This window comes from Pseudomonas sp. 9.1(2019) (assembly GCF_009910445.1).
GTDB classification, from domain to species: Bacteria; Pseudomonadota; Gammaproteobacteria; order Pseudomonadales; family Pseudomonadaceae; genus Aquipseudomonas; species Aquipseudomonas paraversuta.
This window is the reverse complement of record NZ_VBWF01000006.1, coordinates 430058-443738: the sequence shown is the minus strand read 5'-3', so window position 1 is coordinate 443738 and position 13681 is coordinate 430058. Positions and strand designations below refer to the sequence as shown.

Here is a 13681-nt window from a genome sequence, read left to right as displayed (position 1 = left end):
CATGAGCCAGGAACAAAGTGCCGACGCCAACTATCAGGGCGTATGGGGCCAGCGCATCGGTTTTGGCAACAAGCCGGCCTTGCTGATGGTGGATTTCATGCAGGGTTATACCCGCGAGGGCGCCCCCCTGTTCGCCCCGGGCGTGGTCAGCGCTGTCGCCGAGAGTGCCGGGCTGCTGGCCTGCGCCCGTGACCACGGAGTTTTGGTGGTGCATACCAATATCCGCTACCACCCGGGGCATTTTGCCGACGGCGGGATCTGGCTTAAAAAAGCCCCGGTGATGAAAGACATGGTCGAGGGCAACCCGCTGGCCGCCTTCTGCGAAGCGGTCACACCGAATGCGGATGAAGTGGTGATCAGCAAGCAATACGCCAGTTCGTTTTTCGGCACCAGCCTGGCATCGCTGTTGCACGCCCAGGGTATCGACACCCTGGTCCTCGCAGGCTGCTCCACCAGTGGCTGCATCCGCGCAACAGCAGTGGATGCCGTGCAACACGGCTTTCGCACCATCGTTGTGCGCGAGTGTGTCGGTGACCGGCACAGCGCGCCGCATGAAGCCAACCTGTTCGATATCGACAGTAAATATGGCGATGTGGTGAGCAAACGGGAGGCCATGGAGCAATTCGCCAAAAGCGTTTGAGTAATATCCGGCAGACAGGGAAATCCGCCGTAGAACCGGGCCGCAGAGCACCGGTCGCCACAACTGGGCAAGGGCCTCACTCCGAGCATCGAGGAGGGCCGGCCCAGTCTTCTGACACTGCCTTTGGAAGCCGCTTTACGAGCCTGCCAAAGCACTGATCGCGGCTACACAAAAACAAACATAAGTCACCGCCAGGAGACACACATGCCCTCTGCAAATGCTGGAACAACCCTTGCGACCCCCGTGGCAGATCCCGTCAAGGCGCTATATCACAAGATCACCTGGAAACTGATCCCCTTTCTTTGCTTCTGTTATCTGGCGTCCTATCTGGACCGGATCAACATCGGCTTCGCCAAGCTGCAAATGCTGCAAGACCTGCATTTCAGCGAGACCGCATTCGGCCTTGGCGCGGGCCTGTTTTTCGTCGGTTATATCCTGTTCGAGGTGCCGAGCAACCTGGCGCTGGAGAAGGTCGGGGCCAAGGTCTGGATTGCCCGGATCATGATTACCTGGGGCCTGCTGTCGGCCTGCACCATGCTGGTCACCACCCCGACCCAGTTCTACTTTGTACGCTTTCTGCTGGGTGCGGCCGAAGCCGGGTTTCTGCCGGGCGTGCTGTACTACCTGACCACATGGTTTCCGACCTATCGGCGCGGGCGCATCATTGCCCTGTTCATGATCGGCATGCCGCTTTCCAGCGTGATCGGCGGGCCGCTGTCGGGCTGGATCATGGGCGCCTTCGACAACACCGCCGGCCTGCGCGGCTGGCAATGGCTGTTTATCGTCGAAGCCGTACCCAGCGTGCTGCTCGGCATCCTGACGTTCTGGGTACTACCGGATAACCATCACAAAGCCAAATGGTTGAACGACGAAGAAAAAGCCTTGCTCGAAGGCGAACTGCGCCTGGATGACGTCGAGGGCAAAAACAGCAAGCACAGCTTCCGTGACGGCTTTTTCAACCTCAAGGTCTGGATGCTCGGCGGCATCGACTTTTCCATCCTGCTCAGCGCCTACGCCATGGCGTTCTGGATGCCGACCTTCATTCGCAACGCCGGGGTGGCCGACAACTTTCATATCGGTGTGCTGACCGCACTGCCCAGTGCCGCCGCCCTGGTTGGCATGCTGATGATCGGTGCCAGTTCGGACCGTCGTCGCGAACGGCGCTGGCATATCATCGTGCCCTTTTTGATTGGTGCGGCAGCCATGGCCGCTACCACCTTCTTTAACCACAACGTGTTTGCCACGGTTTTGCTGTTCGCCATTGCTTCGGCCGCCATCATCGGGGCCGTACCGGTATTTTTCAGTTTGCCGGCGACCTTTCTCAAGGGCCGTGCCGCCGCTACCGGGTTCGCCCTGGCCTGCTCGCTGGCCAATATTGCCGGGCTGGTGAGTAATTCGCTGATGGGCATTGCCATCGACGTCACCGGCAGCGGTGCCGGCGCACTGTGGTTCTTTGCCGGCTGTCTGCTACTGAGCAGCCTGCTGGTGATTGCGCTGCCGGCCAAACTGGTCAACCGCTAACCGCCCTCCCCGCAGGTACTGCCCGGGCCAGCCCCCTGCGGGGCCAATCAAGACAGTCGCTCTAACGGGCAAAAGACTCCACAATGGCCGCTGGCTAAAAATGGAGAAGAGAAATGGAATCCCCAGCGAGTCAGTCCACAGAAAACCCGCAGATCGAATCTGACACCGGACCTCGTCTCAACAGCATCGAGATCCGCATTCTCGGCTCCCTGATCGAGAAACAGGCCACCCACCCTGAAACTTATCCACTGACCCTCAACGCCCTGCTGCTGGCCTGCAATCAGAAAACCAGCCGCGAGCCGGTGATGAGCCTGACCCAGGGCCAGGTTGGACAAAGCCTGCGCGCACTGGAAGGTCGCGGCTTTACCCGGCTGGTGATGGGCAGCCGTGCCGACCGCTGGGAACACAAGGTCGACAAGGCGCTGGAGCTGGTTCCGGCCCAGGTGATCCTGCTGGGGCTGCTGTTTTTGCGGGGCCCGCAAACCCTCAATGAGCTGCTGACCCGCAGCTCACGCATGCACGATTTCGAAGACACTGAACAAGTGCAACACCAGCTGGAGCGCCTGATCGCCCGTGATCTGGCGCTGCTGGTGCCACGCCAGTCCGGCCAGCGCGAAGACCGCTACATGCACGCTCTGGGCGACCCGGCCGATATCGAAACAATCATCTCGGCCCGCCAGCAACCTGCCGAGCGCAGCAGCGCCAGTGCCGGCGTATCACTGGAACGCTTTGAAGCCCTTGAGGCGCGAATCGCCGCGCTCGAAGCACGTCTGGCGGAACTCGAGTAAATCCGTAGAGCGGGCGAAATAACGCGCCCGCTCCTTCACTCAGCTACGGGCAAACGCCACCGCGGCCTTGAACTGCTCGGCTGTGGGCCGCACGCCGGTGTACAGCACAAACTGCTCCAGGGCCTGGATCGCAATGACCTCAAGGCCGGTAATCACCCGCTTGCCCTGAGCCCGAGCGCAAAGGATCAATGGCGTTTCAGCCGGAATGGCCACCACATCGAAGATGATTTCTGCCTGCGCAATTGCATCTTCTGCAAACGCCAGATCATTCGCCTCGGCACCCCCCGTCATGCCCACGGGCGTGGTGTTGATCAGCATCTGCGGCCTGCTCTCCCCCAGCTCCGGCTGCCAGGCATAACCCAGGGTTTTGGCCAGCCCCGCCCCCGTCGCCTCATTGCGGGCCACGATCAGACCATTGCGATAACCACCATCACGCAAGGCCGATGCCACTGCCTTGGCCATGCCACCGCTGCCGCGCAGGGCGAATGTGGTTTGCTGCGGGACTTTATGATCGCGCAGCAATTGGGCTATGGCGATGTAGTCGGTGTTGTAGGCCTTCAAGTGGCCATCGGTATTGACGATGGTGTTGATCGACGCAATGGCCCGGGCCGAGGTATCCAGCTCATCGACCAGCGCAATGCAGGCCTCCTTGAAGGGCATGGACACGCCGCAGCCGCGAATGCCCAGGGCCCGGATACCGGTCACCGCCCCTGCCAGATCCTTGCTGCTGAACGCCTTGTAGTAAAAGTTCAGGCCCAGCTGCTCGTATAGATGATTATGAAAACGCAGTCCGAAATTCCCCGGCCGGCCCGACAGCGATATGCACAGTCGGGTGTCTTTATCCGGATTCATTTGCATGCTCATCTCCTTGCAGATTGCTTTCAGATCGACGGCACAAGCCGCGTGGGTAGTTTTGTTGGATCATATTGCTGCTGCCCGGGCTGAAACGTCTCAGCGCCGGGCAAACCTTACACAATATTTACCGAAGCGCTCCGCAGTTTTTTCAAAAAAGGCGGTCATAGAGTTATCCCCGCAATGTTTACGTGGCCCAGTGGCCAAAGTCGGGACTGAAACCAGAGGAATCGTCATGATGCGTACCATCCCCAAAGTAGCTTTGCTTATCGGCGCTTTGGCTGTCGCAGGCCAAGCCAGCGCCCATGGCGGTTGGGATGCCGGATCAGCCGTTGTCGGCGCAGTGGTCGGCGCTACCGTTGCAGGCTCGGTCATGGCTGCACAACAACCACGTCCGGTGTATATCCAGCAACCGGTCTATGCGCAGCCGCAGCCGGTGTATGTCCAGCCGCAACCGATCTATTACCAGCCACGGCCGGTCTATGTCCCGGCACCACAACCGGTCTATTACCAGGGCTACTATGGTCGCCCGCACCCGGTGTATTACGGCCCGCCCCGCGGCTACTACGGCCCGCCGCGCTGGTAAGCAGCGGGTTCACCGGCAGGCTTGTGAAGCTGGCGCCAGGTCTGATTAGATGTCATGGGTGTCGCGGCTGAGACAGCCTCATGCTGCGGGTTGCGGCATGATGGTCAACAGTCCGCCGCACCCGGACAGCCAACAAGAGCACTTTATAAAAACAAGGACGACCTGTATGCCTACACAAAACCCGCACCGCACCGCAGGCCTGTGCACTTCAAGCAAGGTCTATAACACCCTCACCGAGCTCAAGCAGCTCGAAGGCCACCGCACTGCGAAACTCATGTCGCTGCTGGCCCAGCACCTTGTAAGCGAAGGGCTCATCAGCGATCAGCAAGTGATGCAGATGCTCGACCAGGTGGTTGATTAGCCCCTGACCTCACTGGCATCAATGGCCACTATCACGCGCAATGATTATTTGCGCACCGGCACAGACCTTAAGCTAGCAACATTGTTTGCAGAGAGGTTTGTATGTCAAAAGTTCATGTCATGTCTGTCATCGGTAGCGCAGTACCGGCCCGGCTTCGAGCCGACGGCCTTCTGGCCTGCTGGTACCTGGTCAGTGACGGCGTTGCCGTCAGCGGTCCCTTCACTACGCGAGCTGCGGCCCAGATCAAAGCCACCAGCGAAACAGATAAAACAGCCCCATGCTTAACGCAACACTGAGCAGAACGTTGCGACTCCAGAGCATCAGCCCTATCGCACACAGGCCGGCCAGCAGGTACGGATTGCCCGGCCCCAGGTCGAGGCCGTGATCTTTGACAAAAATGATCGGCCCGCAAATGGCTGTGAGCATCCCGGGCACCGCAAACCCGAGAAACTCCTTTACCCGCCGGTTCAGGCGAATCGGCAACCGCGGCTCCAGAAACAGGTAGCGGTTGAAAAACAGAATCAGGGTCATCCCCGCGATAATCATCCAGATCATGCGAAGTACTCCCCCAGCCGCTTGCACACATAGCCTGCAGCCATGCCCGCCAGCCCCGCCAATACAATCGCCGACTCCCACTGCCAGTGACTGAACAGCACCACGCTCAGCAGTGAGACCGCGACACAGATCACCGTCGGCACATTACGCACCACGGGTGTAATCAGGGCGATAAAAGTCGCGGCAATCGAGAACTCCAGCCCCAGTTGATCCAGCCCCGGAATGCTCTTGCCCAGTATTACCCCAAGCAGGGTAAAGAGGTTCCAGCCCAGGTACATGCACAGCCCGACACCCAATGCGTACCAGCGACTGAAGGTCTTCTGGTCATAGGGGCTGACCAGGGCGAAAAATTCGTCGGTCAGCAGAAACCCGAGCCCGAACCGCCACCTGACCGGCAGTGGCGACACCAGCGGGCGCAGATGCATCGCGTACAGCAAATGCTGCGAGGTCAGGAGCAAGGTGGTCAGCAGGATTGAAATCACACTGGCGCCGCCCTTGATCATGCCAATGGCCACCAACTGGGCCGCCCCGGCAAAAACAAACACCGACAGACCCTGACTCTGCAGCGGGGTCAATTGCGCATCAATTGCCGTCGAACCCGCCAGCAACCCCCAGGGCGCACACGCCAGGGTCAATGGAAGACAAGCAATCGCACCGCGGGTGAACGCGACGCGTGGAAGGGTCGTAGGCATCAAAAAACATCCCGGCAATAAGCAGTGGCAAAGGGTCGCAGCAGGGTGTTCCAAAGTATTGAACAATCTTGCTCTTTCGCCGGTCGCAACCTGTAGACGGCTCCAGGGTGCGTTTGACGAAAGGCAGTTCCTGGTCTTTAGTCAGCCGGCACAGACACGCCCGACACCCTGCGTCATCCCCATTTCCAGCCACCACGAGGAACCATCATGAAAGACCTGAAATCCGCCAAGGAAAGCAGAAAGGCCGATCTGCGGACACCTTCGGCGCTGAGCGATGAAGCCTGCATCAACATTGCGGCAGAAGTGAATGCCCTGCTGGCCGATACCTTTGCCATTTACATGAAAACCAAGAACTTCCACTGGCATATGTCAGGCCCGCACTTCCGTGACTTCCATCTGCTGCTGGACGAGCAGTCCGATCAGATTTTTGCCACCACCGACGCCATTGCCGAGCGCGTGCGCAAGCTGGGTCGCACCACTATCCGCTCGGTGGGTCACATCAAAAAACTCCAGCGCCTGCTGGACAACGACGCCGACTTCGTGACCCCGAGCGACATGCTGGCCGAGTTGCGCGAAGACAATATCCAGCTCGCCGCCTACATGCGCGAGACCCACGAAATGTGTTCTGAACTGGGCGACGTGGCGACCACCAGCCTGCTGGAAAACTGGATCGACGAGGCCGAACGCCGCGTCTGGTTCCTGTTTGAATCGTCGCGCACCAAGTAAGCCCGCACCGGCTAACAAAGCATGAAATATGTTTCACATTTCTGACTGGCAGCGAACTGTATATTCGCCCTGCTCATTCAATGAACCCTTCGCCCGCACCCTCCCCCGCGGGCTTTTTTTTGCCGGTCAAACCCCTTGTTTGAACACCAGCGCTTTCAAACCGCACTCTGCATCGGCGTCCGGAAACTCAGGCGGGTTCTCCAGTCGCTGCACGAAACGCAAACTCGGCGCATCAAGGGTCACGCCGTCGATCAGGAAGTCAGAGCCGAAAGCCGGATCGTTCATGCACGCCAGCACCGTGCCGTTCTCAGTGAGCAACTCCGGCAGGCGCCGAACCACCCGCTGGTAATCCTTGGTCAGCAAAAAACTGCCCTTCTGGAAGGAAGGCGGATCAATGATCACCAAATCATAAGGGCCCATGCTTTTCACCTTGCCCCAGGACTTGAACAGCTCATGGCCAAGGAAGCTCACCTTGCTCATGTCATGGGCATTGAGACGGTGATTGTCGCGACCACGGCTCAATGCCGCACGGGACATATCGAGGTTGACCACATGCCGGGCGCCGCCTTCGATGGCGGCGACCGAGAAGCCGCAGGTGTAGGCAAACAGATTCAGGACCCGCTTGCCCTCGGCATTGGCCCGTACCCAGTCACGGCCGTAGCGCATATCAAGGAACAGGCCGTTGTTCTGCTTGCGGCCCAGGTCGACGCGGTAGCGCAAGCCACCTTCGGTCAGCGTCCACTCATCAATCGCTTCGCCGACCAGCCATTCGCTGTCACTGTTGAGTGTGTAGCGGTGCTGCATCACCAGCGTGTGCGCCCCGCTGGCTTGCCATACCGTCGATTGCGAGATGTTCAGCAGCAGGTGCTTCAATGCCTCTAGCTGCGCCGGCTCAGGCTCTTTGAACAGCGAAACCAGGAGCACGCCCTGCAGCCAGTCCACCGTCAATTGCTCAAGTCCCGGCCAGCACCGTCCGCGCCCATGGAACAAACGCCGGGTTTCGTCGGGCGCAGTCTCCAGGGCAGTCAATAGGTGCAGGTGCAAGGTGCTTAACGCTTCAGGAGTCATCGGGCCGGCCGGTCAATTTCAAGGGCCGGCATTTTACACAATTGCCGGTCTCTTAAGTGTCCCGGGCCAAAGCAAACGCCGGCCGGCCCCACTCGCGTTCAGCCAGCGCACAGCTTTGAGCTGCTACCCTCGCCCGCGGCAGCCGACCGGATCGGCAAGTTGCCCGGGCAGAGAAAGTCTACAAATAACGATTTACCTGAAATACATGCTCCAAGTCCCTGCGAAATCAGGCATTTCAACGATTATTGATCCATACTCACGAAATGTAACGATACGTTTCAAATAACCGTTACAGATCGGCACTTCCCAACCATCCTTGAGTCATTCTGCGTGAAAATTCATCTTTCGATTCTGAGCCTATTTTTAGTTCTTACAGGCACCGCCGCCCCTTCGATCGCCGCAGCGAACGAAGCCACTTCGGCTCCAAGGGATACGTCACAACTGCACATCGCTTCAGGCAGCGCGATGCTGGTCGACCTGCAGACCAACAAAATCATTTACTCCAGCAACCCTGATGTCATTGTCCCCATTGCGTCGGTCAGCAAGCTGATGACCGCCATGGTGGTACTCGACGCCAAGCAGTCGATGGATGAGTACATCTCGGTCAACATCAGCGACACCCCGGAAATGAAAGGCGTGTTCTCCCGGGTCAAGCTGGGCAGCGAACTGTCGCGCCATGAAATGATGCTGATCACCCTGATGTCTTCGGAAAACCGTGCCGCCGCCAGCCTGGCGCACCATTATCCGGGCGGTTATGTAGCGTTTATCGCGGCGATGAATGCCAAGGCCAAAAGCCTGGGCATGATGAGCACCCATTACGTCGAGCCCACCGGCCTCTCGGTGCGCAACGTGTCCACTGCCCGGGACCTGAGCAAGTTGCTGGCCGCAGCGCGGCATTACCCGATGCTGACCCAGTTGAGCACCACCAAAGAAAAGACCGTGGCGTTCCGCAAACCCAACTACACCCTGGGTTTTCACAACACCGACCATCTGGTCAATAAAGACAAATGGAACATCAAGCTGACCAAAACCGGTTTCACCAATCAGGCCGGACACTGCCTGGTACTGGTCACGGAAATGGGTAATCGCCCGGTTTCGCTGGTGATTCTCGATGCCTTCGGCAAATACACCCACTTTGCCGATGCCGGCCGTATTCGCAACTGGGTAGAAACCGGCAAGAGCGGCAGCGTGCCTGATATAGCCCTGCGCTACAAAGCCGAGAAAAATCTCAAGCACTACCAGGGCACAGCGAATCAGGCCGCAAAGTAATGCGTGACAACCAGGCCCGTCTCCCCGGGCCCGGCTCAGGATTTATTCAATGTTTGCTGACCCAGGTACAGGGTCCGATGGGCATCGAGCCGCAAACTTGCGACAGAGCCGTGATATTCAGGACTGTATACCCGGCCCCGACTGGAGCCGAGTGACAACCAAAGCAGGCACCTGCCCCGGGGAGAGGGTCGGAACAAATGCCTGCGTACCACTCTTCAAGGGCGCCCAAAGCAAGAGACCCCGCCTTAAAGACGGGGTCCCGGGCTGGCGCTTGCTCAAATCAGTTGTTCAGAGCAGCCTGCCGATCCCCGTTGATAGGGATGCGTTTGGCTTTCGCCTCTTCGGGCACGACCCGCTGCAGGTCGATGCTGAGCAAACCATTGTTCAGGTTTGCGCCCTTGATCTCGATATGGTCATCGAGACGGAAGGACAGCTTGAAAGCCCTTTGGGCGATGCCCTGATGCAAGAAGGTAACGCCTTCTTCGCTGGTGCTTTCACGTTTGCTGCCGCTCACGGTCAGCACACCTTTCTCTACTTGCAGGTCCAGATCATCTTGCTGGAACCCCGCCGTTGCCACCACGATGCGATAGCTGTCTTCACCACGTTTTTCAACGTTGTAAGGTGGGTACCCGCCACTGGAATCATTGCGTAATGCGGTTTCAAACAAATCACTAAAACGGTCAAAGCCGACAGAATTACGGAACAGAGGCGCCATGGAAAGTGCAGTGCTCATAATTTCATCCTCCTGATTTCAGCGAGATTGGTTTACGCGACCCGCTTTCGGCATCGCGTACCCCATAGATAGGGACCGCCAAACGCATTTCAAGGGGTTTTTTTGAATTTTTTTTTGCCGTGTCAGACTGCGTCCGAAGGCGGGTTATTGACCAGATGCCTGACCTTTTCACAATCGGTTTCGCGGCGCATGGCATTGAACAGTACCATGGCTTCGGGGTAATTGCGGGTCAGCATGGCCAGCCATTGCTTGAGCCGCCCAGGGGCGGAACGCGGGGTCAACTGAGCCTCGGCCTGGGCCCAAAAGTCGCGAATCATGGGCTGCAGGTCGGCCCAGGTCATTTCGACCACCTCTTCACCGGCTTTTGCAGCAGCAATTTGCCGGGCCAGGTCGGGACGCGATACCAGTCCGCGACCGAGCATGATGTCCTCGGCCCCGCTGATTTCGCGGCAGCGGCGCCAGTCTTCAACCGACCAGATATCGCCATTGGCAAACACCGGCACCTTGACCGCGTCTTGCACCTGGGCAATGTATTCCCAGTGCGCTGGCGGCTTGTAGCCATCCATCTTGGTCCGGGCATGCACCACGATCTGGCTGGCGCCCCCTTCGGCGAGGGCAATCGCGCACTCATTGGCACTGTCAGGCGTATCGAAGCCCAGCCGCATCTTGGCCGTGACCGGGATATGCGCTGGCACCGTGCGCCGCACCTGCAACAAAATCGCATGCAGCAATTCGGGCTCTTTGAGCAATACTGCTCCGCCCCGGGACTTGTTCACGGTTTTGGCCGGGCAGCCGAAATTGAGGTCAATCACCCCTGATCCCAACTCACAGGCCAATGCCGCGTTATCCGCCAGACAGGCCGGATCAGAACCCAAAAGCTGCACACGCAGCGGCACGCCGGCGCGGGTTTTGGCGCCGTGCTGGAGTTCGGGGGCGAACTTGTGAAAGTACGCCTCTGGCAATACACGTTCGGTGACCCGGATAAATTCGGTGACGCACCAATCAATACCGCCGGTGCGGGTCAGGACATCACGCAGGATGTTGTCGACCAACCCCTCCATCGGCGCCAAAGCAATTTGCATGGGTGACTCTCATAAAAAACGTGCGGCAGTTTACGGGGTTCCGGGGCCAACGGGTATCAGGCTGTCGCCCTTGTCAGGCCGTTACGACCGCCGGGCCATAACCTTCCAGAAACTCGGGCGGCAGGCGCTTGGCCTTGCCGGTAGACAGTTCGATGCAGACAAAGGTGGTTTGTGCGCGCAGCAGGGTTACGCCGTCGCAAGGGCGCACCAGCTGAAAGTGCCGGGTCATGCGCAGGCGCTTGTCACAATCGACAATCCAGGTTGCCAGTTGCAACTCGTCACCTTCATAGGCGCTGGCCAGATAATCGATCTCATGGCGGGCCACGGCCATTGCCCGGTCGAGGCGACGATAGGCACTCAGGTCCAGCCCCAGACGCTGCGAATGCCGCCAGGCACAACGTTCCAGCCACACCACATAGGCAGCGTTATTGGCATGGCCAAACCCGTCAATATCGTCGCCCTGCACTTGCAGATCAATGATGAATGGCGTTGCCAGATCCCAACTCATGCCGTTTCTCCATACGCGAATGAAGGCCGCAGTGTAACGCACCCGGTCAGCACGAAGGCGCGGGCGGATACAGACGAAGGGAAAAGGTCGGAGTTTTGCCAAATCGCAGACAAACAAAAGGGCCATTCAATAACCGAATGACCCTTATAAATCCCGCAGAGCGGGTAATCGTGGCGTCCCCTAGGGGACTCGAACCCCTGTTACCGCCGTGAAAGGGCGGTGTCCTAGGCCACTAGACGAAGGGGACACAAACCTTCTAACAGTGATCACTGCTGAGCAGTGATCGATTCAAGGCCGGTGTGGCCAGACCTTGAACTGTAAATTTGGTGGAGCTAAACGGGATCGAACCGTTGACCTCCTGCATGCCATGCAGGCGCTCTCCCAGCTGAGCTATAGCCCCAGACAGTCACTGTTACGTGTTGCTGTGTGGACGGGGCGCATATTAAGACTGGATGGGTAGGCTGTCAAACTTATTTTCAAACTTTTTTAAAAAAATTTGCCGTGAGAACAACCACTTACCCTTCTACCCCCGAAAACACGGCTCCTGAGAGTAAAACTTGTAGTCGCTGCCCCAGGCTGCGGTGGGTCAGCAGGACCACCACAGCACCGGAGGCTGCTGCGCAACCCGTCGCAGCCTGCGGCAGCCACCACAGATAACCCAGGATCAGCCAATCGCGTTAAACAGCTTTTCCCACTCTTTGTTTTCTTTCTTCGACACGCCGCCCAGCAGATCCAGCGCCTGGCGCAGACGGAAACGGGTCAGGTCCGGTCCCAGGATCTCCATGGCATCCAGTACCGACACCGAGCTGGCCTGGCCAGTGATCGAAGCGAACATCAGCGGCATCGCATCGCGCAGCTTCAGCCCCAGAGACTCGACCACCGCTTGAATACAGCCGGTAATCGGGTCTTTTTCCCACTGACGCAGGCTTTCGAGCTTCCACAGAATCAATTGCATCAACTGGCGCACTTGTTCGTTGGACAGCTTCTTGTGCTCAAACAGCTTGGCATCCAGCTGCAGGCCACCGGCGAAGAAGAACCCGGCCAATGGTGCGATCTGGCTGAAGGTTTCAACACGACCCTGCACCAGCGGCGCGATCTTCATCATGTACTCAGGATTCAACGCCCATTGCTGAACGCGGCTGGCAAACTCTTCCAGCGGCAGATCGCGCAACCACTGACCGTTGAGCCAGGACAGCTTCTCGACATCGAAGATCGGCCCGCCCAGCGATACCCGGGACAGATCGAAGTTATCGACCATTTCCTGCAGCGAAAACTTCTCGCGCTCGTCCGGCATCGACCAGCCCATACGGCCCAGATAGTTGAGCATGGCTTCAGGCATGAAACCCATGCGCTCGTAGAACGTCACCGAAGTCGGGTTCTTGCGCTTGGACAGCTTGCTCTTGTCCGGGTTACGCAGCAGCGGCATGTAGCACAACTGCGGTTGCTCCCAGCCAAAGTACTCGTACAGCAGGATCAGCTTGGGAGCCGACGGCAGCCATTCTTCACCACGCAGCACGTGGGTGATGCCCATCAGGTGGTCATCCACCACGTTGGCCAGGAAGTACGTCGGCAGACCGTCGGTCTTCATCAGTACTTGCATGTCCATGCGATCCCACGGGATCTCGACGTCACCGCGCAGCAGGTCCGGAACCACGCATACACCTTCAGTCGGCACCTTCATGCGGATTACATGGGGTTCGCCGGCAGCCAGGCGGCTGGCCACTTCTTCTTTGGACAACAGCAACGCACGACCGTCGTAGCGCGGGGTTTCACCCTTGGCCATTTGCTCGGCGCGCATCTGGTCCAGTTCTTCGCTGGTGCAGAAGCACGGAAACGCGTGCCCCATGTCCACCAGCTGCTGGGTGTACTTCTGGTAGATCTCGCTGCGCTCGCTCTGCCGGTAAGGACCGTGGGGGCCGCCAACATCCGGGCCTTCGCTCCAGGTGATACCCAGCCAGCGCAAGGCGTCGTAGATCTGCTGCTCGGACTCGCGGGTCGAACGCAACTGGTCGGTATCTTCGATCCGCAGGATGAACTCGCCGCCATGCTGCTTGGCAAAGCAGTAGTTGAACAAAGCGATGTAAGCGGTGCCGACGTGGGGGTCGCCGGTAGGCGATGGCGCAATGCGCGTGCGAACGGTGGTCATGGGCGGTCTCGAAGTAGAGATAAAACAAAGGGCGAATGGTAACAGGCCGACCCTGCCCGGCTCCAGCGCGGGACTGACCGGTGACGCCACAGGGCGGAAAAAAGCGCGAATAGAGCCTTTGTATCGAATTGATACGGGGAAACCCCACCGGCAG

At 58.7% G+C, this 13681-nt stretch carries 16 protein-coding genes and 2 tRNA genes; 8 read left to right on the top strand and 10 right to left on the bottom strand.

Annotation, left to right across the window (positions count from 1 at the left end):
- Position 1: 1 nt before the first annotated feature.
- The 3 genes from FEZ21_RS11800 to FEZ21_RS11790 all read left to right on the top strand — a co-directional run bounded on the left by FEZ21_RS11800 (position 2) and on the right by FEZ21_RS11790 (position 2949).
- Complete coding sequence (locus FEZ21_RS11800; RefSeq protein ID WP_003447325.1) at positions 2-640, top strand: N-carbamoylsarcosine amidohydrolase; 639 nt, start codon at positions 2-4, stop codon at positions 638-640.
- A 204-nt stretch (positions 641-844) separates the two neighbouring features.
- The gene (locus tag FEZ21_RS11795) at positions 845-2161 is read left to right on the top strand and encodes an MFS transporter (protein ID WP_010656144.1); all 1317 of its coding nucleotides are present in this window, start codon (positions 845-847) and stop codon (positions 2159-2161) included.
- A gap of 113 nt (positions 2162-2274) precedes the next feature.
- On the top strand, positions 2275-2949 hold the full coding sequence (locus tag FEZ21_RS11790) for a YceH family protein (RefSeq protein WP_003447323.1): 675 nt from the start codon (positions 2275-2277) through the stop codon (positions 2947-2949).
- Between the two features lie 39 nt (positions 2950-2988).
- Here the strand turns inward: FEZ21_RS11790 and FEZ21_RS11785 are convergent, their stop codons facing one another.
- A complete protein-coding gene (locus FEZ21_RS11785; RefSeq protein WP_003447322.1) occupies positions 2989-3807 on the bottom strand; it encodes a shikimate 5-dehydrogenase in 819 nt (272 codons plus the stop codon).
- A gap of 229 nt (positions 3808-4036) precedes the next feature.
- On the opposite strand from FEZ21_RS11785, the gene FEZ21_RS11780 reads away from it, so the two are divergent.
- The 3 genes from FEZ21_RS11780 (at position 4037) to FEZ21_RS22630 (ending at position 5044) form a co-directional block, all read left to right on the top strand.
- The gene (locus FEZ21_RS11780; RefSeq protein ID WP_010656145.1) at positions 4037-4387 is read left to right on the top strand and encodes a hypothetical protein; all 351 of its coding nucleotides are present in this window, start codon (positions 4037-4039) and stop codon (positions 4385-4387) included.
- A 166-nt stretch (positions 4388-4553) separates the two neighbouring features.
- Entirely contained in the window at positions 4554-4748 is a 195-nt protein-coding gene (locus FEZ21_RS11775) for a hypothetical protein (protein ID WP_003447320.1), read from the top strand.
- Positions 4749-4849: 101 nt separating this feature from the next.
- A complete protein-coding gene (locus FEZ21_RS22630) occupies positions 4850-5044 on the top strand; it encodes a hypothetical protein (RefSeq protein WP_081481304.1) in 195 nt (64 codons plus the stop codon).
- Here FEZ21_RS22630 and FEZ21_RS11770 read toward each other — a convergent pair.
- A complete protein-coding gene (locus tag FEZ21_RS11770) occupies positions 4992-5303 on the bottom strand; it encodes an AzlD domain-containing protein (RefSeq protein ID WP_003447318.1) in 312 nt (103 codons plus the stop codon). The two genes, FEZ21_RS22630 and FEZ21_RS11770, sit on opposite strands and share 53 nt — an antisense overlap.
- Entirely contained in the window at positions 5300-5995 is a 696-nt protein-coding gene (locus FEZ21_RS11765; RefSeq protein ID WP_003447316.1) for an AzlC family ABC transporter permease, read from the bottom strand. The genes FEZ21_RS11770 and FEZ21_RS11765 overlap by 4 nt, the downstream gene beginning before the upstream one ends.
- A gap of 207 nt (positions 5996-6202) precedes the next feature.
- Between FEZ21_RS11765 and FEZ21_RS11760 the strand changes: the two genes are divergently transcribed.
- Positions 6203-6721: a Dps family protein gene (locus FEZ21_RS11760; RefSeq protein ID WP_003447315.1), complete on the top strand. Its 519-nt coding sequence runs from the start codon at positions 6203-6205 to the stop codon at positions 6719-6721.
- A 126-nt stretch (positions 6722-6847) separates the two neighbouring features.
- Here the strand turns inward: FEZ21_RS11760 and FEZ21_RS11755 are convergent, their stop codons facing one another.
- Positions 6848-7789, bottom strand: coding sequence for a class I SAM-dependent methyltransferase (locus tag FEZ21_RS11755; RefSeq protein WP_160627178.1), 942 nt, complete (start codon positions 7787-7789; stop codon positions 6848-6850).
- A gap of 330 nt (positions 7790-8119) precedes the next feature.
- Between FEZ21_RS11755 and pbpG the strand changes: the two genes are divergently transcribed.
- A complete protein-coding gene (gene pbpG / locus FEZ21_RS11750; RefSeq protein ID WP_029612469.1) occupies positions 8120-9058 on the top strand; it encodes a D-alanyl-D-alanine endopeptidase in 939 nt (312 codons plus the stop codon).
- A gap of 280 nt (positions 9059-9338) precedes the next feature.
- Here the strand turns inward: pbpG and FEZ21_RS11745 are convergent, their stop codons facing one another.
- The 6 genes from FEZ21_RS11745 to gltX all read right to left on the bottom strand — a co-directional run bounded on the left by FEZ21_RS11745 (position 9339) and on the right by gltX (position 13527).
- Positions 9339-9791, bottom strand: a complete 453-nt coding sequence (locus FEZ21_RS11745; protein ID WP_003447312.1) for an Hsp20 family protein — start codon at positions 9789-9791, stop codon at positions 9339-9341.
- A gap of 122 nt (positions 9792-9913) precedes the next feature.
- Positions 9914-10873, bottom strand: a complete 960-nt coding sequence (locus tag FEZ21_RS11740; RefSeq protein WP_010656146.1) for a tRNA-dihydrouridine synthase — start codon at positions 10871-10873, stop codon at positions 9914-9916.
- A gap of 73 nt (positions 10874-10946) precedes the next feature.
- Positions 10947-11381 (bottom strand): thioesterase family protein, encoded by a 435-nt coding sequence (locus FEZ21_RS11735; protein WP_160627176.1) that lies wholly within the window; start codon positions 11379-11381, stop codon positions 10947-10949.
- Between the two features lie 171 nt (positions 11382-11552).
- Positions 11553-11628, bottom strand: a tRNA-Glu gene (locus FEZ21_RS11730).
- A 77-nt stretch (positions 11629-11705) separates the two neighbouring features.
- Positions 11706-11781 (bottom strand) — tRNA-Ala (locus FEZ21_RS11725).
- Between the two features lie 264 nt (positions 11782-12045).
- Complete coding sequence (gene gltX / locus FEZ21_RS11720; protein ID WP_003447309.1) at positions 12046-13527, bottom strand: glutamate--tRNA ligase; 1482 nt, start codon at positions 13525-13527, stop codon at positions 12046-12048.
- Between the last annotated feature and the right edge of the window lie 154 nt (positions 13528-13681).